Here is a 23,606-nt window from a genome sequence, read left to right as displayed (position 1 = left end):
CTTTGCCGGGGGCGGTCCAACGCTGGCATGGCCGGTCCCCCCGGGCCAACGATGCCATACCCGTCGCCGCGTCTCGCAACCGGGCGCGGCGGGTCTCAGGCCGAGGTGCCCAGATCCGAGGCTCGGCCTGCCCCGGCGGCGTTCTCCGCCTCGAGGGCGGCAGCGCGCTTGGCCCGCCGCTTGTCGTTGACGAGGCAGATGACGGTCGCGGCGGCGAACAGGACCAGAAGGGGTCCGGCGAGCACGAACATCGTCATCGCATCGCCGCCGGGGGCGGCCATGGCCGCCACGAGGCAGATGAGGAAGACGGTGATGCGCCAGTTCTTCACGATGAGCCGCCCCGGGAGCACGCCCACGAGGTTCAGGCCCACCATGAGCACCGGCACGATCATCGACAAGCCGAACGCGAGCATGAGCCGCAGCACGAAGCTGAGGTACACCGGTGCGGTGATGAGGTTGACGGCCTCGAACGGCGTCAGCCCGATGAAGAACCTCAACGCGTGCGGAAGCACCCAGTAGCCCAGGTAGATGCCGCCGAGGAAGAGGGGCAGCGAGGCGCCGATGAACGCGAGCGCCGTGCGCTTCTCCTTCTTCTTCAGTCCGGGGACGACGAACGCCCAGAGCTCATAGAGCCAGACCGGGGCGGCCATGACCAGCCCGAGGAACAGCGAGACCTTGATCATGATGTCGAAGGTCGACATCGCGGTATCGAAGTTCGCCTGCCCGCCCGCCTCGATGAGCGGGTCCATGAGCAGTCCCATGACCGGGTAGTAGAGGAAGAATCCTCCGACCGTCGCCAGGAACAAGGCGATCAGCGAGACGAAGAGCCGGTTGCGCAGCTCGATCAGGTGTTCCTTGAGGGCCATCTTCCCTTCGGGATTGGACCGCCCCGTCTTTGATGCCACGCGTGCTTAGAGGTTGCGGTCGCGCTGCTCGGGATCGACGATCCTGCCCTCGACCGGGCCCTCGCCTTCCGCCTTCGGGTCGTCGTCCTTCATCTGCCGGACCTCGGACTTGAAGATGCGCAGCGACTGGCCGATGGAACGGGCCAGGCCGGGAAGCTTGGGCGCGCCGAACAGCAACAGCGCCAGCACGATGATGATGACCAGATGCCATCCTTGAAGACCACCCATGGGGATTTCCTTTCGTCTCCTCAAGTCTACGTCACGAGAGGTCCAGATCACTGATCCGCTGCGGTTGCCCGCGCCGCTTCTTCCGCGCGACCCGGGCGCTCCGGCGCGCCTCGACGCGGGCCGCGCGTCCGGCGTCGTACTCATCGCGCTCCACGGCGGGATCACGGAAGAGCGCGGCGGTCCCGGCGGCCTTCCTCGACGCCCCCGGCGGCTCGTCGACGAGCGGTTCGCCGGCCGGCGGATGCAGCCTCGCCGCGGCCTCCCCGGCCTCGTCGACGAGGCCCATGAACCCCCGGAAGAGCCTGATGCCGCACAGCACCAGGAACAGGGCCGAGGCCGCGAGCAGGAACAGCCACAACAGGATCCAGAACCACCACGGCATCAGGCGCGCGCCTCCTCGTCGACGGAATACCCGGCCAGCGCCCCGTCGAGCCACTCCAGGGCGGTCGCGGCGAGTCCGGGCGGGTCGGCGATCGTGAGCCCGCCGCCGTGGCGGGCCACAAGCCCCGGCAGCATCCCGGCGTCGGCGATCCTCACCTCGGCCAGGACGCGGTCGCCCGACTGGGCCGTGCGCGTGGGCGCGTAGTCCTCGCGCAGCCGGGCGAGGCGTGCGTCGAAGCCCAGCACGACGACGACGTCGTCGGCCCCGGGGACGTAGAGGCGCTCCTGCATCGTGTGCTGCCCGCCCGGAGCGAACACCTCGCCGGTCTCCTCGATCGCGAGGATCCGGTCGACCCGGAAGTTCCGGGCTCCCCCGGCCTTGCGGCACCAGGCCTGCAGATAGCTCCGGCCGCCGTCCTCGAGCAGGCGCACGGGCTCGACCTCGCGGTACCCGACCTCGTCACGCGAGGGGTTGTGGTAGCCGATCCGCAGGACCCGGCGTGCGGCGGCCGCGTCGGCGAGCCGCCGGCCCGGCCCGTCGGCCTCGGTGGCGCCGAGCCGTGCCGCGACGATCCGGCCGATCGGCGCGTACTCCCCCGAGGCGGCCAACAGCTTCTCGAGCGCGCCTGCCGCGGGGCCCGAGGCCTCGGCGCCGGGCAGGTCGAGCAGGGTCCGCAGGCCCACGACGAGCGAGAGCGCCTCGACGAGGTTCAGGCGCAGGGGGTCGGCGAGCCCCTCGACGTTGCCCATCGTGATGACCCCGTCGTCGTAGTCGACGTCGATGAGCTCGTCGGGCAGGCCGTTGGGCACTCCGCACATGCGGATCATGGTCAGCTCCTGGACGAGGCGCTTCTCCGTCAGCCCGAAGTGTTCCGCCGTCTCGGCCAGGGTCGGAGAGCCGTGGAGGCTGACGAACGCGATGATGTCCAGGGCCCGCGCGGCGGCGACGGTCGCCGGCGGGCGTCCGGTGTTGCGGTGGACCGCGAGCTTGTAGGGCGGAACGGGCCGGGCCTGGGCGGCCCGGGCGTCCGCGAGGCGGCGGACGACGGCGTCGCGCAGCGCGCGCGGTTCCCGGACGCGCGCAGCGGCCCCCAGTTCCGCGATCTCCGCGGACGTGGCCTCGGCGTCGTGGAACGTGAAGGACACCGCGTCGAAGCCGTCGGCGGCGGGCTCGACCAGGGAGGCACCCGCGCGCAGGGCGAGCCCCCGGCCCGGAGCGAGCTCGACGACCGCTGGCGTCGCGGCCAGGGACGGGTCCATGAGCCCGAGCTCGGCGGAGACGTCGAAGTCGGTGGGCCGCTCGAAGTGCGATCCGGCGACGCGGGCCACGGCCGAGGTGATGCGGGAGAGGCGGAAGATCCGCTTCTCGGAGCGGTCGAGGTCGAGTCCGACGAGGTACCAGTGGCCGAAGCGGTTGCCGAGGCCCCACGGTTCGACCCGCCGGCGGCTCTCGGCCCCGTCGACGGCGCGGTAGGTGAACCCGACCCTCACGCGCTCCCACGTGGCGTGCAGGAGGTCCTCGAGGGCCTCGTCTCCCGCGTGGAGACGGGCCTCGAAGGTCTCGAAGGCCGCCGCCGCTTCCGCCTCGCCGATCCGGTCCCCGCCGAGCCGGACGACGGCGCGGGCCGCGGCGGCCTCGATGGTGGGGTCCTTCCAGACCTTGGCGGCGAGTCCGAGGGCGAGGGCCTCCTCGGCGGTGAAGGAGACCTCGGGCAGTCGGTAGTTCTCGGGCAGGATGCGGTAGCGCGCCTCTTGCTGGTCCTCTTCGAAGAGCGGTTCGCCGGAGACGACGTCCAGGGGGACGCCGAGCTGCCGCAGGGATGTCTTGTCGCGCTCGAACTTGCGGTCGAAGGCTTCCTGGTCCAGCCCCTGGTAGTCGTCGACCCGCACCCGCAACTCGTCCTTGGTGTAGCCCGACCGGCGCGAGAGCAGCGCATACGTCAGGCTGACGAGCTTCTCCGTGCGGGTGGGTCCTGTCCTGCGTTCCTGTGCCACGCGTGCAACGTTACCAAGGACGGCAGCGGCGCCCCGCACCGTGTGGTGCGGGGCGCCGCTGGAGTCGGTGCCGGCCGGGGTCAGCGCGCGCCGACGAGGTCGACGACGAAGATCAGCGCCTCGTTCGGGCCGATCGCCGCGCCCGCACCGCGTTCGCCGTAGGCCAGGTGGGACGGGATCTCGAGCCGGCGGCGGCCGCCGACCTTCATCCCGAGCAGGCCGCGGTCCCAGCCCTGGATGACCTGGCCGATGCCGACGGTGAAGTCGAGCGGCTGGCCGCGGTTCCACGAGGCGTCGAACTCCTCGCCCGTCGACCAGGCGACGCCGACGTAGTGGGCCGAGACGGTGGTCCCCGGCACGACCTCGGCGCCGTCGCCGACGGCGATGTCCTGGATCACGAGGTCCTCGGGCGGGGTGTCGCCGGGGAAGTCGATCTCCGGCTTGGTGCGATCGTACTCGCGCTGTCCAAACGACATGGCGGTCCTTTCCTCTAGTGGTGTCTTGTCCGGGGACCAGCCTACTTGGCGGCCTGGACCTCGACGACGAACACGAGCGGGCCGGCCGGCGCGCCGGCGGGGGCCGGGTCACCGTAGGCCTTGTCGGCGGGAATGCTCAGGACGACCGTCGAGCCGGCCTTGATGCCCGTCAGTCCCTCGGTCCAGCCCTTGATGACGCCGTTGAGCGGGAAGTCGGTCGGCTCGCCGCGCTCGTAGCTCGAGTCGAAGACCTCTCCGTCTTCCCAGCGCACGCCCTCGTAGTGGGCCGTCACGGTCGACTCGGCGGTCAGCTCCTCGCCGTCGCCCTCCTTGAGCACCTGCACGGCGAGGCCCTCCGGGGCCTCCTTGCCCTCGGGAATGGTGATGGTCGGCTTGTCGTCGTCGTCGAACTCGACCGACGGCAGCGCGCCCTCCTCCTCGAGCTCCTTGACCTCGTCGGGGGTGTAGGTCTTCGACGGCTCCGGGATGTCCTCGGCAGAGACGACCTGCAGGATCAGCAGTTCCTCGGCGGTCGGCTGCTCCTCAGCGGGAGCAGAGCTCGCGTCGTCGCCGCCCGCGGCCGGGGCGGCCGGACGCACGTAGGCGATCCAGGAACCGACCTTGGCTCCCAGCAGGATCCCGTAGATCTCGGGATCGGCCGCCTTCATCTCCTCCGTGAGGCTGAGGACCTGCGGCTCCTGGTCGAAGAGCTGGCCCAGCTGGGATCCGTCCTCGGTCTTGTACCCGGCGAGCTTGTAGGAGACGTTCTGGTTCTCCTTGATCTCGTCACCGTCGCCTTCCTTGACGACGAGCGCGGCGGCCTCCGTGGCCGTGAGCGGCGTGTCGAAGGTGACCGTGGGGCCCGAGTTCTCCTCCTCGCCCGGCGTGATCTCGATGCTCGAGAGGGGGTCGGCGTTGCCGACGGACTTCTCCTGGGGAGATCCACAGCCGGCCAGCGCCACGAGGGACGCGGCCAGCACCACTGCTAGGAGCTTGCGCACGAAGACTACTTTCGTCGGGGTTCGTTTCTCCGTGGCCTCGGGAAGGACCCGTGCCACGGACCGCATCCAGCCTAAGGGCTCAAGCTGTGTATTCGCTTGGCGGCATGCCGTCCGACCCGACCGCGGGGCGCGCTCAGAGCCGGGACATCAGTTCGTCGACGCGTTCGTCCACGGCCGCGAACGGGTCCTTGCACAGCACCGTCTGGCCCGCGAAGTCGTTGATCTTCAAGTGGACCCAGTCCACCGTGAAGTCCCGGCCCGCGTCCTTCGCGGCGCGCACGAAGTCGCCGCGGAGCTTGGCGCGGGTCGTCTGCGGCGGCGTGGAGCGGGCCGCCTCCACGGCGGCGGCGTCGACGACGGTCGCGGCCCGCCCGCGCTCCCGCAGCAGGTTGAACAGCCCGCGCCCCGGCGCGATGTCGTGGTAGGTCAGGTCGAGTTGGGCGACGCGCGGCGAATCAAGCTCCAGCCCGTGCCGGGAGCGGTAGCCGGAAATGAGCCGGTGCTTCACGGCCCAGTCGATCTCCGTGTCGACGAGCGTGGGGTCCTGCCGCTCGACGGCGTCGAGCGCCCGCCCCCAGAGCTCCATCACCCGGGGCACGTGGGGCGTGTGGGCGCCGTGGGCTTCGAGGAAGGCCGTGACCTTGGCGTGGAAGGTCCGCTGCAGGTCCAGGGCGGACAGGGTCCGGCCGTCGGCGAGCCTCACGGGGGTGGTCCCCGTCAGGTCGTGCGAGACCTCGCGGATGCTGCGGATGGGGTTCTCGAGGCGGAAGTCCTCCATCGGCGTCCCCGCCTCGATCATCCGCAGCATCAGGTCCGTCGCGCCGACCTTCACGAGCTGCGTGGTCTCGGACATGTTCGAATCCCCCACGATGACGTGCAGCCGGCGGTAGTGCTGCGCGTCGGCGTGCGGCTCGTCGCGCGTATTGATGATGGGCCGCGAGCGCGTCGTCGCCGAGGAGACGCCCTCCCAGACGTGGTCCGCGCGCTGTGAGAACGCGAAGCGGTGCGAGCCGTCGACGGAGAGGACCTTGCCGGCGCCGGCGAAGAGCTGCCGGGTCACGAGGAACGGGATGAGGACCTCGGCGAGACGGGCGAACTCGAGCCGCCGCGGGATGAGGTAGTTCTCGTGGCAGCCGTACGAGTTCCCCGCCGAGTCGGTGTTGTTCTTGAACAGGTAGACGGATCCGTCGAAGCCGTCCTGGCGCATCTTCTCCTCGGCGCTCACGGCGAGGTCCTGGAGGATCGCCTCGCCCGCGCGGTCGTGTGCGATGAGCTGGGCCAGGTCGTCACACTCCGCGGTCGCGTACTCGGGGTGGGAGCCGACGTCGAGGTAGAGGCGGGAGCCGTTCGTGAGGAAGACGTTGGAGCTGCGCCCCCAGGCCACGACCTTGCGGAAGAGGTAGCGCGCGACCTCCTCGGGCGTCAGCGGCCGCCCGCCCGGGGCGGAGTAGGCGATCCCGTACTCCGTCTCGATGCCGAAGATCCTACGGTCCATCATGGCCTCCGTCTCCCCGCCGCGGCGGTCCGGCGGCCAGCAGCCGCCCCAGTTCCCCGGTGTCCAGCCGGCGGAAGGCCCGCCGCTTGCCCCGCAGGGCGAGGGGGTCGCGGTCGAGGACGGCGACCTCGAGCATGCGCGGACCCGGCGTCCCGGCCGCGACCCCGGGCAGGGACGCGGCGGCGGCCCGGACTGCCCCGGCGTATCCGCCGTCGTCCGGGCCCGGCCCGGCCCACGCGGCGCCCATCGCCTCCCCGACGACCTCGGCATCGCCGCCCATGACCACGAACCCCGACTCGTCGGAGATGGATCCGTCGAAGCGGATCCTGAACAAGTGGTCCGCCGACGGCTCGGCGCCGATCTCCGCCACGGCGAGCTCGACCTCGAACGGCTTCGCGTCCTCCATGAAGGCGGCACCCAGGCTCTGCGCATAGGCACTGGCGAGGCCGCGCGCCGTGACGTCCTCCCGGTCGTAGGAATAGCCGCGCGTATCGGCGTAGCGCACGCCGACCTGGCGCAGGGACTCGAACTCGTTGTACCGGCCGACGGCGGCGAACGCGATCCGGTCGTAGATCTCGCCGATCTTGCGCAACGAGGACGAGGGGTTCTCGGCGACGAGCGCGATCCCGTCGCTGCAGCTCGCGACGACGACGGAGCGTCCCCGGGCGATGCCCTTCCGGGCGAAGTCGGCCCGGTCCTTCATGAGCTGCTCGGGCGAGACGTAGAACTGCGCCGGCATCAGGCCTCCCGTCCGTCCGCGGCCCGGCGTGCGGAGACGGCCTCCGCGGCGGCGGCGAGGCGTTCCCCGGGCACGCGCGCCGCGCCTCGCGCGTCGACCGTGTAGACGACCGGCCAGAGGCGGCGGATCAGATCGGGCCCGCCGGTCGAGGAATCGTCGTCGGCCGCGTCGAAGAGGGCCTGCACCGCGGTGTCCACGGCCTCGTCGGCGTCGAGGCCGGGACGCCAGAGCTTCTTCAGGGCCCCCCGCGCGAACACGGATCCGGAACCGATCGCGTGGTGCTCGAGCTCCTCGTAGCGCCCGCCGGTGATGTCGAAGGAGAAGATCCGGCCCCGGTTCCGCCGCGGGTCGTAGCCGGCGAAGAGCGGAACGACGGACATCCCCTGCAGCGCGTGGGCGAGGTTGGCGCGGATCATGGCGGCGAGGCGGTTGGCCTTGCCGTCCAGGCTCAGCAGGGTCCCCTCGATCTTCTCGTAGTGCTCGAGCTCCACCTGGAACAACCGCGCGATGTCCATGGCGATGCCGGCGGACCCGGCGATCCCAAGGACCGAGAAGTGGTCCGCGGCGTAGACCTTCTCCATGTGGCGGCTGGCGATGACGTTGCCGATCGTCGCGCGCCGGTCGCCGGCCATAACGACGCCGCCGTCGTGGGCGAGGGCCACGATCGTCGTTGCGTGCGGCACGGCCGCCTCGGGCACCGTCCCGGTGCGCTGGCCCGGCAGGAGCTCGGGGCGCTCGCGGGCGAGGTGCTCGAAGAACGACGGACCGGCCGGTACCTCCACTGCTACTGGCCGCCCTTTTGGACGAATCCGCGGACAAACTCCTCCGCGTTCTGCTCGAGGACCGAGTCGATCTCGTCAAGGAGGTCGTCCGTGCCCTGTGTCTGCGCCTGGGCCTGGGGGGCGGCCGCGGGGACGGGCGGCTCCTCCTGCTCCTGCGTGGACCGGGTGGGCTGCGGCTTGATGTGCTCCTGGGCCATGGTTCCTCCTAGCGTGTGCGGCGTCGGCGCCGCCTTCCTCCATCTTGCCACGTGGACGGCCGGGCCGGGCCGGGGGCCTCGGCCGGGGCCCGCGTCAGGAGCGGCCGCGCAGGCGGTCGACGAACTCGCCGATCTCCAGGCCGGCCTCGAAGAGCGGACCGACGAGCGCCCGGGTGCCCCGGAGCGGCTCGAGCGTGGCCACGCGCTCGACGCCGGGGCGTCCGGGCACGCTGAACGTGACGGCATCCCAGCTGGCGCCGACGACGTCGTCGGGGTACGTGGTCAGCGCCCGGCCGCGGAAGTAGGCGCGCGTGTCCTCGGGAGGGCCGACGACGGCGGCCCGGACCTCTTCGGGGGTGAAGAGCCGTTCGATGTGGCCGCGTTCGGCGAGGCGGTGGTGCAGCCCCTTCTCCGGGCGGACATCGGCCCACTGCAGGTCCATGAGCGCGATCCGGGGGTCGTCCCAGGCCGCGCCGTGCCGCTCCCGGTACTGGTCCATGAGGCGCAGCTTCGCGACCCAGTCGACCTGCGGCGCGACGCGGGCCGGATCGGAGCGCAGCCCGTCGAGGACCGCGGTCCAGCGTTCGAGGACCTCGGCCGTCGCGGGATCCCCGGCGCCGGTGGAGGCGCAGTGGCGGCGGGCCGCCTCGAGGTACGCCTCCTGGAGGTCCAAGGCCGTCAGGCGGCGTCCGTCCTTCAGTTCCGCGGTGGTGCGCAGCGAGGGGTCGTGGCTGAACGACTGGACGGCGCCGACCGGGTCCCGCAGGTCCAGCCGCGGGGCGGCGCCGGCCTCGATGAGGGACAGGACCAGGGACGTGCTGCCGACGCGCAGGAGGGTCGGGACCTGGCCCAGGTTCGCGTCGCCGGCGATCACGTGGAGCCTGCGGTACTTCTCCCAGACGGCGTGTGGCTCGTCGCGCGTGTTGACGATCGGGCGGCGGATCGTCGTCTCGAGGCCGACCTCGGCCTCGAAGAAGTCGGCGCGCTGGCTGATCTGGAACCCCGGGATCCGCCCGGTCAGCCCCCGCCCCACGCGGCCGGATCCGCAGACGACGGGGCGGGAGGCGAGGAACGGCAGCAGGCCCGCGGCGATGTCGTCGAACGGCACCGAGCGGGGCATGAGGTAGTTCTCGTGGGCCCCGTAGCCGGCGCCCTTGTTGTCGGTGTTGTTCTTGTAGAGCAGGACCTCGGCGAAGCCCGGGGCCGCGGCGATGCGCCGGACGGCGTCGAGCGCCACGAGATCGCCGGCCTGGTCCCAGAGCACGGCGTCCCGCGGGTTCGTGGTCTCGGGCGAGGAGTACTCGGGGTGGGCGTGGTCCACGTAGAGCCGCGCGCCGTTGCCGAGGACCATGTTCATGAGGACGTGGGCGTCGGCGCCGTCGTCGTCGGCCGCCTCCGTGTAGAGCGTCTGCCCGACCCGGGCCCCGTCCCCGGCCAGGGCCACCTCCTGGGCGGTGAGCTCGCGGGGGGCATCCGTGAGCTGCGAGGGGTGCGCGGTCCGGCGCGGCTGCTGCCAGCCGCGCGCGTCGGCCAGGGGCGACTCGTCGCTGTAGTCCCAGCGCGTGCCGGCGAGGCGGCCCCGGGCCTCGCGGACGCCGGCCGCGTAGGCGTTGACGACCTGGGCGGAGAGGATCGTCGCGTTCGCGCCGGGGACGGACGGTGCGAGGACGCCGTACTCGGTCTCGAGGCCGACGACGCGGTGGACCGTCACAAGTACTGCCCCGTGCTGCCGTAGGGACCGGCCTCGTCGGAATCGAGGGTCCGCCCGGCCCCGTCGCCTCCCTTGTCCTGGACGATGGTGCGGATATAGGTGATCCGCTCGCCCTTCTTGCCCGAGATCCGCGCCCAGTCGTCGGGATTCGTGGTGTTCGGCATGTCCTCGTGCTCGTGGAACTCGTCGACGACCCCGCGCAGCAGGTGCTCGATCCTCAGGCCGCGCTCCCCCGTCGTCAGGAACTCCTTGATGGCCGACTTCTTCGCCCGGTCGACGACGTTGCGGATCACGGCGCCCGAGTTGAAGTCCTTGAAGTAGAGGACCTCCGTCTCGCCGTTCGCGTACGTGACCTCCAGGAATTCGTTCTCCTTGCCCGTCGAGTACATCGACTCGACGGTCTGCCGGATCATCTCGCGCACCGTGGCGCCGGGGTCTCCTCCGTGCTCGGCGAGGTCGTCCGGGTGCAGGGGCAGCCGCGTCGTGAGGTATTTGGCGAAGATCTCCGCCGCGCCCTCGGCGTCGGGGCGCTTGACCTTGATCTTCACGTCGAGGCGGCCCGGCCGCAGGATCGCCGGGTCGATCATGTCCTCGCGGTTGGAGGCGCCGATGACGATCACGTTGTCGAGCTTCTCGACGCCGTCGATCTCGCTCAGCAGCTGGGGCACGATCGTGGTCTCGACGTCGGAGGAGACGCCGGTCCCGCGGGTGCGGAAGAGGGAGTCCATCTCGTCGAAGAAGACGACGACGGGGTTGCCTCCCGCGGCCTTCTCCCGGGCCCGGGCGAAGATCAGCCGGATGTGGCGTTCCGTCTCGCCCACGTACTTGTCCAGCAGCTCGGGGCCCTTGATGTTCAGGAAGTGGCTCTGCGCCGAGGTCTCCCCCCGCAGCTCGGCCGCGCGCTCGGCGAGGGAGTGGGCGACGGCCTTGGCGATGAGGGTCTTGCCGCAGCCCGGGGGTCCGTACAGCAGGATGCCCTTGGGGGCCTTGAGCCCATGTTCCCGGTAGAGGTCAGCGTGCAGGAACGGCAGTTCGACGGCGTCGCGGATCTGCTCGATCTGCGGGCCCAGGCCCCCGATGTCGGCGTAGGCGATGTCGGGGACCTCTTCGAGGATGAGCGACTGCATGTCGGAGAGGTGGACGCGTTCCATGGCGAGCCCCGTGCGCGGGTCCACGGCGAGGCTGTCCCCGACGCGGACCTTCTCGGCGGAGACGGGACCGGCAAGCCGCACGACGCGCTGGTCGTCGGCGCGGCCCACGGCCAGGACGCGCCCGTCGTCGAGGACCTCCTTGACGGACACGAGCTCACCCGTGGCCTCGAAGCCGAGTCCGGCCACGACCGTCAAGGACTCGTTGAGCAGGACCTCCTGCCCCAACTGCAGCTTCGTGAAGTCCAGGAGCGGACTCACGGCGACGCGCAGCTTGCGCCCGCCCTGGACGATGTCGACGCCCTGCCCCCGCGTCGAGGCGATCGCCGTCCCCGCGGGCGCCGGGCCCTTCTCGTGGAGGGCCACGATGGTGCCGTGGCTGAAGGGCGCCTCCCCGTCCTTGTCCAGGGCGGACTTGAGCGTGACGATCTCCTCGCGCGTGCGCTCGAGCATCGCCACGAGGCGGCTGTTGTTCTGCCCTGCGGCGGCGAGCTGCCGGTCCAGGGTGCGGGCCTTCTCGCGCAGGACGTTCAGCTGCCGTTCGGCCAGCGAGAGCTCGCCCGCGAGCCGCTCCTCGCGCGGCGCGGCCGGCTGGGAGGGATCGTGGTGGCTGCTGTCCGTGGGCATGTGCGGTGCTTCCTTCGCGCTGGGGATCCCGCCGTGGGGCTTGGGACCATCGTATCCATGCACCACGGCGGCCCCTAGGATCCTTCCCGCGCCGGCGTCATGGTCCGGCGCCCCGCAGCGGGCCTAGGCGTCGGCGCCGTCCCCGTCCGGCGCGGCATCGGCGTCCCCGTCGGCACCACGGCCGGCCAGGGATCCGCGCTGGACCATCGACGCGGCGTCGCGGGCCGCGCGGCGCAGCCGCTTGTCGGACACGCCGCGTTCGCCGAGCCCGGCACCCGACCACGCCTCGTCGTCGTGCCCCTTGGTCCAGGCCTCGACGTCCTCGGCCGCGAACTCGGTGTTCTTCACCCGCTTCTGCCCGGGGATTCCCGCGGCTCCGTCGGCGAGCCGGCGGGCGGTCATCAGGAATCCCGTGTGCGCCACCATCCGGTGGTCCGGACGCACCGCGAGCCCGTCGAGGTGCCAGCCGCGCACCATGGATTCCCAGGCCTCCGGCTCCGTGAAGCGGCCGTCGGCCCGGATGGCCTCGGCCGTCCGGGACAACTGGGTCACCGTCGCGACGTAGTTCACCCAGACGCCGCCCGGGGCGAGCACCGTGGCGACGGCGTCGACGCACTCCCAGGGCGCGAGCATGTCCAGCACGACCCGGTCGACGCTGCCGGGGGCCTCGGTCTCGAGGACCTTGTCCTGGAAGTCTCCGATCGTGATGTCCCAGGCCGGGTGCGGGCCGCCGAAGATCGTCTCGACGTTGCCGCGGGCCACGTCGGCGAACTCCTCGCGCCGCTCGAAGCTGTGCAGGCGCCCGGCGTCGCCGACGGCGCGCAGCAGGGAGATGGACAGCGCGCCCGAGCCGACGCCGGCCTCGACGACGCGGGCCCCGGGGAAGATGTCGCCCATCGTCACGATCTGCGCGGCGTCCTTGGGGTAAACGACGGCGGCGCCGCGCGGCATCGAGAGGACGAAGTCCTTCAGGAGTGGGCGCAGGGCCTGGTAGCGGTGGCCCGTCGTGTTCTCGACCACAACGCCCTCGGGACGGCCGATGAGGTCGTCGTGCTCGAGGACGCCGCGGTGCGTGTGGAACGCGCCGCCGGGGGTCAGCGTGACGGTGTTGATCCGCCGCTTCTCGTCCGTGAGCTGGACGCGGTCGCCGGGCCGGAACGGTCCGCGCCGGCGGGCGGTGCCGTGGGGCTGCCCGGGCTCGGGCGCGGGCTGGGGATTCTGCGGTGCTTCGTTCATCGGGGGTCCTGTTCCGTGGGGTTCGTGGCGGGCATCCGGCGGCGCGTGCCCGGGGGTGGTCAGCGTCCGGTGACGGCCCGGACGACGGCGGACTGCACGAGCAGGCCGACGATGTCTCCGGCGTCGTCGAGGACGACGTACTCGCTGCCGTCGAGGGAGGCGAGGTGGGAGATGAGCTCCCGGCCCGCGGCGTCGCGGCGGACGAGGGCCCCGGGGGCGAGGGCCCGTGCGGCGGTGCCGGCCGGCGTCGTGCTGCGCAGGTGAGGCGGCACCGACGCGAGCGAGGCGGCGTCGACGACGGCCTCCGGACGCCCGTCGGCGTCGACGAGGACGACGTGCCCTGGCCGGGCGGCGACGCGCTCGTCGACGTCCGCGACGCTCGCCCCGGCCTGGATCGCGCTCGCGGGCTCCATGAGGGCCACGGCGCTCACGCGCGGCAGGCGCTCGCGCATCCTGGCATCGCGGATCGCCTGGTTCGCGCCGGTCCAGAGGAAGCCGCCGACGAGCATGCAGATGATCGTGAACTGCAGGTCGAGCGCACGCCCCTCGACGATCGGCAGGACGACGAAGTAGGCGACGAGGCCCGCGACAATCAGCCGGCCGGCCCACCCGGCGGCCACGGTCCCGCGCTCCTGGGAGCCCGTCGCCCGCCAGACGGCGGACTCGACGAGTCGCCCGCCGTCGAGGGGAAGCCCCGGCAGCACGTTGAAGACGGCCACGAGGAAATTGGCCCAGACCAGGATGTACAGCAGCAGGCCGGCCACGCCGGTCGGGGCCGCGGCCTGCTGGACGGCATAGCCGAGGCCCGCGAGCACGAAGTTCGCGGCGGGCCCGGCGAGGGCCACGACGAGCGACTTCCCGGGCGTCGCGTGGAAGCTGCCGAACTGGGTGTGCCCGCCCCACAGCGTCAGGACGATCCGCGCCCCCGGCCAGCCGAAGGCCCGGGCGCTCAGGGCGTGGGCGAGCTCGTGGACGAGGATCGAGAGCAGCAGCAGGACGGCGTAGGCGAGCGCCACGGCGTAGGCCCCGGGGCCGATCCCGGGCAGCGCGCGGGCGACGTCGGGTGAGAAGACGACGACGATGAACGCCGCGATGAGGAACCAGGACCAGGCGAGGGAGACGGGCACGCCGAAGACGCGTCCGAGCGGGATGCCCTCGCGGCGTTCCGCGCCGGCCTGCGTCACGTGGCGGACCCCGCAGCCGTTCCCGGAGCGGCGCCCGCGGCGCGCGAGCGGACCAGCGCGTCCAGGTCGGCGGCCGTCCGGCCGGCCAGGGTCTCCCACACGGTCCATCCGCCGTCGGGCAGCGCGGTGATGTGGGGCACGGCGACGGTCGCGGCGCCGCTCGCGTGCGCGGAGGCGACGCCCGGGGCCGAGTCCTCGAGGGCGGCCATGCGGGCCGCGACGGGCCGGCCGGCCACGGCTTCGAGGAGCTCCATGGCACGCAGGTAGGGCTCGGGATCCGGCTTGCCGCGCTCGACCATGTCTCCCGTGACGACGACGGAGAAGGTGTCCTCGGGCAGGGCCGCGGCGACGATCCGGGCCAGCGGCCCCTCGGACATGGTCACGAGGGCGCACGGCACGCCGTGGCGCCGTAGGTCGGCGAGGAGCTCGCGGGCACCGGGGCGCCACGGGACGCGCTCGGTCACGGACTGCGCGACGGCGCCGGTCAGCTCGTCGATGATCTCCCGGATCCCCAGCCCGACGCCCGCTTCCTGCAGCATGCCGGCGCTCGTGGGCAGGGCCTGGCCGACGAGCCGGAGTCCGTCCTCGTGGCTCCAGCTTCCTCCGTGCGCCGCGACGAGGCGCTGTTCGGCCGCGATCCAGTAGGGCTCGGTGTCGACGATGGTGCCGTCCATGTCCCACAGGACGGCTTGGAGTCCTGCGTCGTGGTCGAAGGCGTTCGGGATCCCGGCGGGGGCGTTGGAGGGCATGCGGCAATTCTACCGGGGCGGGATGCCCCGCCCGTCCGGCGTGGCGTTAGGGTGAGACCGTGGCAGAGAATTTCAAGGAGCGCACATCGCTGACCGAGCTGGCGTCCTCGGCCCCCGGGTCGGACGACGCCGGACGGGGCGCGATCATGGTCGTCGCCTTCGAGGGCTGGAACGACGCCGGCGAGGCGGCCAGTGACGCCGTGCGGGCCCTGTGCCGGGCATGGGGCGCCAAGAAGATCGCCCAGCTCGGGGAGGACGACTACTACGACTACCAGTTCTCCCGCCCGTCCGTCCGCCGCAACGCCGCCGGCAAGCGGGTCATCCACTGGCCCTCGACGCGTTTCTACCGCGCGCCGATCCCGGGCGCGGACCTCGACGCGCTCATCGTGCGCGGGGTGGAGCCGACCTACCGGTGGCAGGCGTTCACGGCGGAGCTGCTGACCCTCGCGGAGGAGCAGAACGTGAGGGCCGTGGTCCTCGTCGGCGCGCTCCTGGCGGACGTCCCCCATTCGCGGCCCATCCCCGCGACGATGACCTCGGAGGACGCCGGGCTCCGTGAGGCGCTCGGGGCCGAGGCGGCGAGCTACGAGGGTCCGACGGGCATCCTGGGGGTCCTCGCCGAGACGGCCGACTCGGCGGGCCTGCCAACGGTGTCGATCTGGGCCGCGGTGCCCCACTACGTCGGGCAGTCCCCCTCGCCCAAGGCCACCCTGGCCCTGCTGCGCAAGCTCGAGGACGTCCTGCGGATCCACGTCGAGGTCGAGTCCCTCGCGGAGGACGCGGAGGCCTGGGAGCGCGGCGTGGACGAGCTCGCCTCAGACGATCCGGAAATCGCGGCCTACGTGCAGCAGCTCGAGCAGGCCCAGGACGCCGCCGAGCTGCCCGAGGCGAGCGGCGAGTCGATCGCGCGCGAGTTCGAGCGCTACCTCAAGCGCCGGGGCAGCGACGGCCGCGAGGGTCCGTCCGTCGACTGAGCCCGCCTCAGTCCAGGCGGATCCCCAGCAGGGCGTCGACGGCGTCGCGCAGCGCGGCCGCACCGGAGCCGTCCCCGGCGGGGGCGGCGGCGAACGCGTCGAGGACGTCGAGGGACGCAGGCGCGTCGAGGTCGTCGGCGAGGTGCGCACGCAGGCGGTGTACGACGTCGGACGCCTCCCGGGTGCCCGCGGCCCGGGCCGCGGCGGACCAGTTCCGGACGCGTTCCCCGGCCCGTTCGAGCATGGCGTCGGTCCACGACCAGTCGCTGCGGTAGTGCTGCGAGAGGATCGCGGCGCGGACGTGGCGCGGGTCGGCGCCGCGGGACCTGAGCACGGAGACGAGGACCAGGTTCCCCTTGGACTTGCTCATCTTCTCGCCGTCGAGTCCCACCATGCCCGTGTGGACGTAGTGCTCGGCGAGGGGGCGCCCGTCGGTGGCGCTCGCGTGGCCGGCCGAGTACTCGTGGTGGGGGAAGACCAGGTCGGATCCGCCGCCCTGGACGGTGAAGGGCGCGGGCAGGAAGCGGCGGGCGATGACGGAGCACTCGATGTGCCAGCCGGGCCGGCCGCGTCCGAGGCCGGCGCCGTCCCACGCGGGCTCGCCGTCGCGCTCGACGCGCCAGAGCAGCGGGTCGAGCGCGTCGCGCTTGCCGTCCCGTCCCGGGTCGCCGCCGCGCGCGGCGAAGTACTCCTCGCGCAGGCCGCGCGTGTAGCCGCTCACGGATCCCGGGGACCAGGCCCCGTTCGCCGCGGCCTGCGCGTCGAAGTACACGTCGCCGTCGGGCTCGCCCCCGCTGCCGGGGACGCGGTAGGCCAGTCCCGCGGCGAGCATCCGCTCGACGACCGGGACGATCCACTCGACCGACTCGACGGCGCCGACGTAGTGCCGGGGCGGCAGGACGGAGAGGGCCTCCATGTCGGTCCTGAACAGCTCGGTCTGCTCGGCGGCGAGTTCCCGCCAGTCGACCCCGGTCGCGGTCGCGCGCTCGAGGAGCGGGTCGTCGACGTCGGTCACGTTCTGGACGTAGTGGACGTCGATCCCCTCTGAGCGCCAGAAGCGGTGCAGCAGGTCGAACGCGACGTAGGTCGCGGCGTGTCCCAGGTGCGTGGCGTCGTAGGGCGTGATGCCGCAGACGTAGAGCCCGGCCTCGGCACCCTGGCGCGGCGTCTCGAGGGCGCCGGTCCGCGAGTCGTGGATCCGGAGGGTGTGCCCCGACGGCGCCAGCGCCGGCAGGTGGGGTGCCTTCCATGCGTGCATGGGGGCTCCTTTCAACGGTTTGGTGGGGCGGCCGCTGCCGCTTCCCTACGGCTGGATGACCTGGAGGCCGAGGAGGACGTAGAGCCCCAGGCCCAGGAGGACGCGGTACCAGACGAACAGGCGGTAGTTGTGCGTGGAGATGTACTTGAGCAGCCAGCCGACGATGATGTATCCGACGATGAACGCCACGCCGGTCGCCGCGAGCGTCTCGGGGATTCCGTAGGGGCCATTGGCCGCCTCGTCCGTGAGGGCCTTGTAGAGCTTGTAGAAGCCCGAGGCCATGACCGCGGGGATCGCCAGGAGGAAGGAGTACCTCGTGGCCGCCTCGCGGGTGTAGCCGAGCAGGAGGCCGCCGGTGATCGTTCCGCCGGAGCGGGAGACCCCGGGGATCAGGGCCATAGCCTGGGCCAGGCCGTAGAGGATGCCGTGCTTGTAGGTGAGCTGGTCGAGAGAGCGCTGCTGGCGGCCGAAGGTATCGGCGACGGCCAGGATCAAGCCGAACACGATCAGCGTCGTCGCGACGATCCACAGGCTGCGGAACGTGGAGTCGATCTGCTCCTCGAAGAGCAGGCCGAGGACGGCGATCGGGATGCTGCCGAGGATGATCAGCCACCCCATGCGGGCGTCGGGATCGTTGCGTGGGACCCGTCCGACGAGCGAAGCCGCCCAGGCCTTGATGATCCGGACGATGTCGCGCCAGAAGAACACGATCACGGCCGCCTCGGTGCCCAGCTGCGTGATGGCCGTGAAGGTCGCCCCAGGGTCGGAGGCGTTGGGCAGGAGTTCCCCGACGATGCGCAAGTGGGCGCTGGAGGAAATGGGGAGGAATTCGGTGAGGCCCTGCACCAGGCCAAGGAAGAGAGCTTCGAACCAATTCACAGGTGAGACACTACTTCACCCGCCGCCACGGCACCGATTCCAGCAGCCGTGAGCCATGTCATGCCCGGAGGTCGTCCAGCTCCCCGGCGTCGCCGTCGGCCGACTCCTCGTCGTCCTCGTAGAGGTCGAGCGGCGTGACCTCGCCGTACGCGTCGTAGAGCGCGTCCTCGTAGCCCTCGAAGGCGTCGGCGATGGAGAAGAAGGCCGCCTCGACGGCGGGGTCCGCTTCCCCGCGCCGCGAAGACACGGCCGAGAGGTGCTCCTCCAGGGCGGCGACGAGGGCCTGCAGCGCTACGCGCGGATCCGTGCTCATGGACTAGACGTTACCCGCAAACCCTGCACAATGGACAGGACATGAGGAAACTTCCGACGCCGACCGCCCAGCTCGTACGCGACCCCCGGGAACCGTTCGAGTACCTCGTCGTGACCGTGCAGCCGGGCCAGTCCCTCTCCGACGCCCGCCAGTCGCTCGTGGACTACGCCGAGTACGGCAAGTGGGAGCTCAAGCGCAGCAGCAGCTACTTCGGTGGGATGCGGCGCTTCTGGCTGCGCCGGAAGGTCATGCGCGTCGAGCGGACGCTGCCCCCGGCCTGAGCGCCCGCGGCTCCCCGCCTACCCGGCCGGCTCGACGGGCCCGAGCAGCCAGGCGGCGACGGTGCGGTGGGCCGATCCGGCATCGGACGGGTGGTACAGACCGGCCAGGACGTCGCGGTAGAGGCGCTCGAGCTCGCCTCCCCTGAAGTACCCGCGGCCGCCGGCCACCCGAAGCGCGAGGTCGACCGTCCGGCGGGCGGTCTCCGTGGCGTGGGTCCGCAGGGCGACGAGCCGGGGGAACCACTGCGCTCCGTGGTCGACGCCGTCGTCCAGCTCGCGGGCCGTCAGCCGGAGTTGCGGATCGAGGGCGAGCACGGCCAGACCGGCATCGGCGACCTGCCAGCGCACGTCGGGGTCCTGGTCCAGCCCGCGGCCACCGGCGGCGTTCGAGGTGCGCGCCGCGGGCAGTTCGGCGGCGAGCTGCATGCCGCGGTCGGCGATCCCCGCGTAGACGGCGGAAACCAGCGTCAGGAACGACGCGAAGATGCCGAACACGAGCGGATCGTCGTTGGGCGCCGCGGGCAGCCGGCTGTGGATGCCCTCGACGGGGACGCGGGCCCGGTCCAGGCGCGTCGTGTGCGATTGGGTGGCCCGCATGCCCAGGGCGTCCCACGTCGGGACGATGGACACGCCGGGGTCGTCGCGCTCCACGAAGCCGTGGAGGAGCTCGGGCTCGGCGCCCTCGCGTTCGAGGCGGCCGAAGACCCCGAGCCTGGTCCAGGCCGGGGAGAGGGAGGTGAAGATCTTGGTGCCCGTGAAGTAGACGGCGTCGCCGCCCTCGTCCCGGACCTCCTCGGCGACGGTCGTGGAATCGAAGAGGACGGAGTCGTTGCCGGCCTCCGAGATGCCGAAGGCCAGGACCTCCCCGGCGGCGGCCCATTCGCCGACGGCGTCGAGCCGGTGGTCTCCCCGCGCCGCGAGGAGCCGCGCGATCCCGGTCCAGACCAGGTGCATGTTCACGGCCAGGGCGGTCGCCGGGGCATGGGCGGCCAGGAGCCGCTGCGCCGCCGCCGTCGTCTCCAGCCCCCAGTCCCGCCCGCCGAGCCGCTCCGGGAGCATGGCCTTGAGGTATCCGGCCTCCTGGAGCTCCCGGAGGTCCTCCGCGCAGAAGCGGTTCCCGGCGTCGTACCCGGCGGCGCGTCCGCGGATGCGCTCCAGCAGCGACGCGTCGAGGACCTGGCTGACATCGGCCACTGCGGGCTCCGTTTCTCTCGTGTCTTCTCCGGCAGCGCGCCGGATCAGTAGGTGCTCAGGAGGCGGTGCAGCACGCGCGTGCCGAAGTGCAGCGCGTCCACGGGGACCCGCTCGTCGACGCCGTGGAACATGCCGGTGAAGTCGAGGTCGTCGGGCAGGCGCAGGGGCGCGAATCCGTAGCCGGTGATGCCCAGGCGCGCGAGTGACTTGTTGTCGGTGCCGCCCGAGAGCATGTAGGGCAGCACGACCGCGCCCGGGTCCTCCGCCCCGAGCGAGTCCACCATGGAGTCGACGAGGGAGCCGGAGAAGGGCACTTCGAGGGCGATGTCCGAGGTGACCGTGCTGATGTCGATCCCCTCGCCGACGAGGCCGCGCAGCGTCTCCATGACGTACTCGTCGCGACCGGGCAGCGTCCGGCAGTCGATGAGCGCCTCGGCGGAGCCCGGGATGACGTTGTGCTTGTAGCCGGCCTTGAGGACGGTCGGGTTGGAGGTGTTCCGCAGCGTCGCTCCCACGAAGCGCGCGACGGTGCCGAGCTGGTCGAGGAGGGCCTCGGGGTTTGCCTCGTCGAATTCGACGCCTGTGATGTCGGACACGGCCTCGAGGAACGCGCGGGTCGTCTTGGTGTATTCGCTGGGCCACTCGTGGCGTCCGACGGCGGCGACGGCCTCGGCGAGGCGCGTCACCGCGTTGTCGGTGTTGATCTGGGATCCGTGGCCGGCGCGGCCGGCCGCCGCCAGGCGGAGCCAGGCGATGCCCTTCTCCGCGGTCTGCAGGAAGTAGGCCCGCTGTCCGCCGATCGTCGACGAGAAGCCGCCGACCTCGCTGATCGCCTCGGTGGCGCCTTCGAAGACCCCGGGGTGGTGGTCCACCATCCAGTGGGCGCCGTATTCGCCGCCGGCTTCCTCGTCGGCGAAGAACGCGAAGACGATGTCCCGCCGCGGCCGGGTTCCCTCGCGCTGCATGCGGCGCTGCACCGCGAGGATCATGGCGTCCATGTCCTTCATGTCGACGGCGCCCCGGCCCCAGACCAGTCCGTCCTTGACCTCCGCGGCGAACGGGTCGACGCTCCAGTCCTCCTTGAGCGCGGGGACGACGTCGAGGTGGCCGTGGACAACGAGCGCCGGCAGGGACGGGTCGCTGCCTTCCATGCGTGCCACGACGCTCGCCCGCCCGGGAGAGGACTCGTAGATCTCGGGCGAGAGCCCGCCCTCGTCCAGGAGTCCCGCGACGTATTCGGCCGCCCCGCGCTCCCCCCGGCAGTCGTTGCCCCCGAAGTTCGAGGTGTCGAACCGGATGAGGTCCCTGCAGATGCGCAGGACCTCGTCCTCCGCGATCCGGGCCGCGTCCGTGGGGTCTACGTGCTGAGTCATGGCTGTCCCTTCCGCCTGCCGCTGGTGCCTCCCAGCCTAGCCAGTCGGAGGTGGCGGGGGCCGAATTGGGAACTGCGCGAACTGCGTGCTAGAGTCTTACTCGCTGCTTTCGCCGGTGCGGGACTTGAGAGAGTCACCGGATCGGCGGAGATCTTCACCTGCGCGGGTGGCGGAATAGGCAGACGCGCTAGCTTGAGGTGCTAGTCCACGTATAGTGGGTGGGGGTTCAAGTCCCCCTCCGCGCACGAAATGAGCCCCGGATTTCCGGGGCTTTTTTCATGCCCTGGCGCGCCGCCCCGCCGGCGCCTGCGAAGCTTCCGTCCGCGGTCACAAGCCCCTGACCTTGAACCCTTCGCCACAAGCCTGCGTCCTTGTCCTCCGCGGGAGCGCATCGGCACCCCGCGGAACCCTAGTCGCCCGCGCCGATCGGGAGTACGGTGTTGCCTACGTAGCTGTCTGTCCGGAAGGCCGTTGAATTGGGGTGGCCCTCCGGTGGTTGAGGGGAACAGATGAAGACGCACGGACGAAGGCGGAGTTCTTGGGGAACCCGCCGGGCGTCCGCTTCGTGGCGTTGGATCGCCGCGGCAGCGGCCGCCGCCTTGGTTGCCGGTACCGCGCCGGGGGCCGGAGTGGCCCTGCCGCTCCGGACCAGCGACGTCCGGACCGGTTCCGATCTGCCCTGGGCCAGAGAACAGCTGGCCCAGCCGGTCAGCGTGCCCGGTCTGCAGGACCAGGACGCCTCCTTCAGCCAGGACGCCTTCTGGCCCGCGCCCGAGGCGGGTACGACGCCGGTCACGGCACCCTGGGAGCGGCCGTCAGGGCTCGAGGTGCAGCCCGACGGAACGGCGACCGACGGGCAGAGCATCCTCCGTTCGACGCACCGGCTGGACCTCACGGGGGCCGATTCGGGCCTGCCCGGCGGGCTCAAGCTCGCCCACCCCGTCTCCGTGCTGCGCATCACGAGCCCCTTCGGCTGGAGGAAGAATCCGACGGGCCCCGGACACCACATCCACATCGGACAGGACTACGCGATCGCCTGCGGCACCCCCGTAAGGGCCGCGGAGGCCGGCAGAGTCGTCCAATCGGCGTGGGCCGGGCACTCGGGCCAGCGCATCCGGATCGACCACGGCCACGGGATCGAGACGGCCTACAGCCACAATTCGCTGCTCATCGCCCAGGTCGGCGACACCGTGGAACAGGGCGCCCTGCTGGCGCTCTCCGGGACCACCGGGAACTCCACCGGCTGCCACCTGCACTTCGAGGTCTACGTCAACGGGCACTGGACCAATCCCGCCCTCTACCTGCCGCGGATCCCGGGCCAGCCCGCGCCGATGACCCCGCGTGAGCTCGTCCGCGTCCGGGACGCGAAGACCCCGTCCACGACGCCGGGCGCGAACTACCTCCAGGCGGGCGCGCCGCGCCCGTCGACGGTCGCGTCACCCGCGCCCGCCCCGTCGCGCCCCGCCGCGCCGGCTGAACCGTCGTCGACCGCGTCCGGCCCTCCGTCGGCTCCACCGGGCACCGCCGTGAAGCCCTCGCCCACAGCGGCACCGCAACCGGAGCCGGCCCCCTCGGCCCCTCCTACACCCACCGGCCCCGCGGCGCCGACGCCGGTCCCCTCGCCGACCCCGGGGACACCGGTCCCGACGCCCGTGCCGACGACGCCCGCACCGGCACCTGAACCACTGCCCACGGAGACCGGACCGTCCGGTCCGGACCCCACGCCGGTTCCGACGCCCACGGCCGCACCCGAAGCGCCGGAGCCCACGCCGGGACACGGCGATCCGGAGGATGACACGCCGGGAGGACCCGACGGCGAGGAGGCCACGCCGCCGTCTCCCGGTCCCGGGGACCCGGCCGGTGACGGTCCCTCGGCCCCCGACCCGTCGGACGGACCGGGCGATGGATCCGGTGATGGACCGGGCGCAGGCACGGACCCCGCGGAATCCGGCACCGGGCACTCCGAGGGCGATCCGGCGGACGGCGACGCGGCGTCCACGGACGGCGGACCGGGCGACCGGGACGCGGACGAGGACCCGGCCGTCGCGGATCCCCCGCCGGTCAACCCGACACCGGCCTCCGCAGCTCCGACGACCGCAGCGCCCGGGCCGTCGTCCGCACGGACGCCGCAGGACGCTCCGCGGCCCGCCGCCACGGCCCAGAGCACGACCACGTCCCAGGCCGCAGCGAAGCAGATGGCCACGCCCTCCCGGGCGGTCACGCAGGAACCGGCGGCCACCGCCGTCGGATCCACGGCGGCAAGGGCCGGGACCGAATCGGCCCCGCGTCCGGGCACGGCCACACCGGAGGCTCAGCGCCCGTCGCACGGCCGCGCTGCCGGAGGAGACGGTGTCTGTCCAGAGGGGACCGACGATGTCCACGTGGCGGAGCGCTCCGCCTCCGGAGCCGAGGACGCGGCCAAGGAGAATGAAAGCTGCCTCGCGGCCGACTCGCAGACCTGACGGCCGGCCAGGGCCTCC

Annotated in this window: 23 protein-coding genes and 1 tRNA gene; 4 read left to right on the top strand and 20 right to left on the bottom strand. The window is 72.2% G+C overall.

Annotation, left to right across the window (positions count from 1 at the left end):
• Positions 1 to 95: 95 nt before the first annotated feature.
• The 15 genes from tatC to AC0QR5_RS02975 form a co-directional block, all read right to left on the bottom strand.
• Positions 96 to 866: a twin-arginine translocase subunit TatC gene (gene tatC / locus AC0QR5_RS03045; protein ID WP_329861474.1), complete on the bottom strand. Its 771-nt coding sequence runs from the start codon at positions 864 to 866 to the stop codon at positions 96 to 98.
• 45 nt (positions 867 to 911) lie between these two features.
• Positions 912 to 1,133 carry a Sec-independent protein translocase subunit TatA gene (tatA, locus tag AC0QR5_RS03040; protein ID WP_329861475.1) on the bottom strand — a complete coding sequence of 74 codons (222 nt, stop codon included), beginning with the start codon at positions 1,131 to 1,133 and terminating at the stop codon, positions 912 to 914.
• A 31-nt stretch (positions 1,134 to 1,164) separates the two neighbouring features.
• Positions 1,165 to 1,515: a hypothetical protein gene (locus AC0QR5_RS03035; protein ID WP_329861477.1), complete on the bottom strand. Its 351-nt coding sequence runs from the start codon at positions 1,513 to 1,515 to the stop codon at positions 1,165 to 1,167.
• Positions 1,515 to 3,509, bottom strand: a complete 1,995-nt coding sequence (locus AC0QR5_RS03030; protein WP_329861479.1) for a helix-turn-helix transcriptional regulator — start codon at positions 3,507 to 3,509, stop codon at positions 1,515 to 1,517. Before AC0QR5_RS03030 ends, AC0QR5_RS03035 begins: the two co-directional genes overlap by 1 nt.
• An 80-nt stretch (positions 3,510 to 3,589) precedes the next feature.
• The gene (locus AC0QR5_RS03025; RefSeq protein ID WP_329861482.1) at positions 3,590 to 3,985 is read right to left on the bottom strand and encodes an FKBP-type peptidyl-prolyl cis-trans isomerase; all 396 of its coding nucleotides are present in this window, start codon (positions 3,983 to 3,985) and stop codon (positions 3,590 to 3,592) included.
• 41 nt (positions 3,986 to 4,026) lie between these two features.
• Positions 4,027 to 4,986, bottom strand: coding sequence for an FKBP-type peptidyl-prolyl cis-trans isomerase (locus AC0QR5_RS03020; protein ID WP_329861483.1), 960 nt, complete (start codon positions 4,984 to 4,986; stop codon positions 4,027 to 4,029).
• A gap of 133 nt (positions 4,987 to 5,119) precedes the next feature.
• Positions 5,120 to 6,481 (bottom strand): Pup--protein ligase, encoded by a 1,362-nt coding sequence (gene pafA / locus AC0QR5_RS03015; protein WP_329861485.1) that lies wholly within the window; start codon positions 6,479 to 6,481, stop codon positions 5,120 to 5,122.
• On the bottom strand, positions 6,471 to 7,220 hold the full coding sequence (gene prcA / locus AC0QR5_RS03010; protein ID WP_329861487.1) for a proteasome subunit alpha: 750 nt from the start codon (positions 7,218 to 7,220) through the stop codon (positions 6,471 to 6,473). Before prcA ends, pafA begins: the two co-directional genes overlap by 11 nt.
• A complete protein-coding gene (prcB, locus tag AC0QR5_RS03005; protein ID WP_329861516.1) occupies positions 7,220 to 8,029 on the bottom strand; it encodes a proteasome subunit beta in 810 nt (269 codons plus the stop codon). Before prcB ends, prcA begins: the two co-directional genes overlap by 1 nt.
• Positions 8,005 to 8,199 (bottom strand): ubiquitin-like protein Pup, encoded by a 195-nt coding sequence (locus AC0QR5_RS03000; protein WP_329861488.1) that lies wholly within the window; start codon positions 8,197 to 8,199, stop codon positions 8,005 to 8,007. The genes prcB and AC0QR5_RS03000 overlap by 25 nt, the downstream gene beginning before the upstream one ends.
• Positions 8,200 to 8,293: 94 nt before the next feature.
• Positions 8,294 to 9,910 (bottom strand): depupylase/deamidase Dop, encoded by a 1,617-nt coding sequence (dop, locus tag AC0QR5_RS02995; protein ID WP_329861489.1) that lies wholly within the window; start codon positions 9,908 to 9,910, stop codon positions 8,294 to 8,296.
• On the bottom strand, positions 9,907 to 11,685 hold the full coding sequence (gene arc, locus AC0QR5_RS02990; protein WP_329861490.1) for a proteasome ATPase: 1,779 nt from the start codon (positions 11,683 to 11,685) through the stop codon (positions 9,907 to 9,909). Before arc ends, dop begins: the two co-directional genes overlap by 4 nt.
• A gap of 123 nt (positions 11,686 to 11,808) precedes the next feature.
• Positions 11,809 to 12,921, bottom strand: a complete 1,113-nt coding sequence (locus AC0QR5_RS02985; RefSeq protein ID WP_329861492.1) for a tRNA (adenine-N1)-methyltransferase — start codon at positions 12,919 to 12,921, stop codon at positions 11,809 to 11,811.
• Between the two features lie 59 nt (positions 12,922 to 12,980).
• Positions 12,981 to 14,105: a site-2 protease family protein gene (locus AC0QR5_RS02980; RefSeq protein WP_329861493.1), complete on the bottom strand. Its 1,125-nt coding sequence runs from the start codon at positions 14,103 to 14,105 to the stop codon at positions 12,981 to 12,983.
• Positions 14,102 to 14,854, bottom strand: coding sequence for an HAD family hydrolase (locus tag AC0QR5_RS02975; protein ID WP_329861494.1), 753 nt, complete (start codon positions 14,852 to 14,854; stop codon positions 14,102 to 14,104). The genes AC0QR5_RS02980 and AC0QR5_RS02975 overlap by 4 nt, the downstream gene beginning before the upstream one ends.
• 89 nt (positions 14,855 to 14,943) lie before the next feature.
• Here AC0QR5_RS02975 and AC0QR5_RS02970 point away from each other — a divergent pair, with 89 nt between their 5' ends.
• Positions 14,944 to 15,828, top strand: a complete 885-nt coding sequence (locus AC0QR5_RS02970) for a PAC2 family protein (protein WP_329861518.1) — start codon at positions 14,944 to 14,946, stop codon at positions 15,826 to 15,828.
• Positions 15,829 to 15,835: 7 nt separating this feature from the next.
• On the opposite strand, the gene mshC is transcribed toward AC0QR5_RS02970, so the two are convergent.
• Genes mshC through AC0QR5_RS02955 form a run of 3 tightly spaced genes read right to left on the bottom strand, consistent with a single transcriptional unit; the run spans position 15,836 to position 18,278 of the window.
• A complete protein-coding gene (gene mshC / locus AC0QR5_RS02965) occupies positions 15,836 to 17,086 on the bottom strand; it encodes a cysteine--1-D-myo-inosityl 2-amino-2-deoxy-alpha-D-glucopyranoside ligase (RefSeq protein WP_430632729.1) in 1,251 nt (416 codons plus the stop codon).
• Between the two features lie 45 nt (positions 17,087 to 17,131).
• On the bottom strand, positions 17,132 to 17,965 hold the full coding sequence (locus tag AC0QR5_RS02960) for an undecaprenyl-diphosphate phosphatase (protein WP_329861497.1): 834 nt from the start codon (positions 17,963 to 17,965) through the stop codon (positions 17,132 to 17,134).
• A 58-nt stretch (positions 17,966 to 18,023) separates the two neighbouring features.
• Positions 18,024 to 18,278 carry a hypothetical protein gene (locus AC0QR5_RS02955; RefSeq protein ID WP_329861499.1) on the bottom strand — a complete coding sequence of 85 codons (255 nt, stop codon included), beginning with the start codon at positions 18,276 to 18,278 and terminating at the stop codon, positions 18,024 to 18,026.
• Positions 18,279 to 18,319: 41 nt separating this feature from the next.
• Here AC0QR5_RS02955 and AC0QR5_RS02950 point away from each other — a divergent pair, with 41 nt between their 5' ends.
• Complete coding sequence (locus AC0QR5_RS02950; protein ID WP_329861501.1) at positions 18,320 to 18,559, top strand: DUF5703 family protein; 240 nt, start codon at positions 18,320 to 18,322, stop codon at positions 18,557 to 18,559.
• 18 nt (positions 18,560 to 18,577) lie between these two features.
• On the opposite strand, the gene AC0QR5_RS02945 is transcribed toward AC0QR5_RS02950, so the two are convergent.
• Both AC0QR5_RS02945 and AC0QR5_RS02940 read right to left on the bottom strand, forming a co-directional pair.
• Positions 18,578 to 19,753, bottom strand: a complete 1,176-nt coding sequence (locus AC0QR5_RS02945; RefSeq protein ID WP_329861502.1) for an acyl-CoA dehydrogenase family protein — start codon at positions 19,751 to 19,753, stop codon at positions 18,578 to 18,580.
• Between the two features lie 44 nt (positions 19,754 to 19,797).
• Positions 19,798 to 21,126, bottom strand: a complete 1,329-nt coding sequence (locus tag AC0QR5_RS02940; protein WP_329861503.1) for a M20/M25/M40 family metallo-hydrolase — start codon at positions 21,124 to 21,126, stop codon at positions 19,798 to 19,800.
• A gap of 160 nt (positions 21,127 to 21,286) precedes the next feature.
• Between AC0QR5_RS02940 and AC0QR5_RS02935 the strand changes: the two genes are divergently transcribed.
• Together AC0QR5_RS02935 and AC0QR5_RS02930 are read left to right on the top strand one after the other, a co-directional pair.
• Positions 21,287 to 21,371 (top strand) — tRNA-Leu (locus AC0QR5_RS02935).
• Between the two features lie 384 nt (positions 21,372 to 21,755).
• Positions 21,756 to 23,588, top strand: coding sequence for a peptidoglycan DD-metalloendopeptidase family protein (locus AC0QR5_RS02930; protein ID WP_329861505.1), 1,833 nt, complete (start codon positions 21,756 to 21,758; stop codon positions 23,586 to 23,588).
• Positions 23,589 to 23,606: the final 18 nt, after the last annotated feature.

The organism is Arthrobacter sp. J156, from assembly GCF_056172865.1.
The sequence above is the reverse complement of the archived record's forward strand: the minus strand, read 5'-3'. Positions and strand labels throughout refer to the sequence as shown.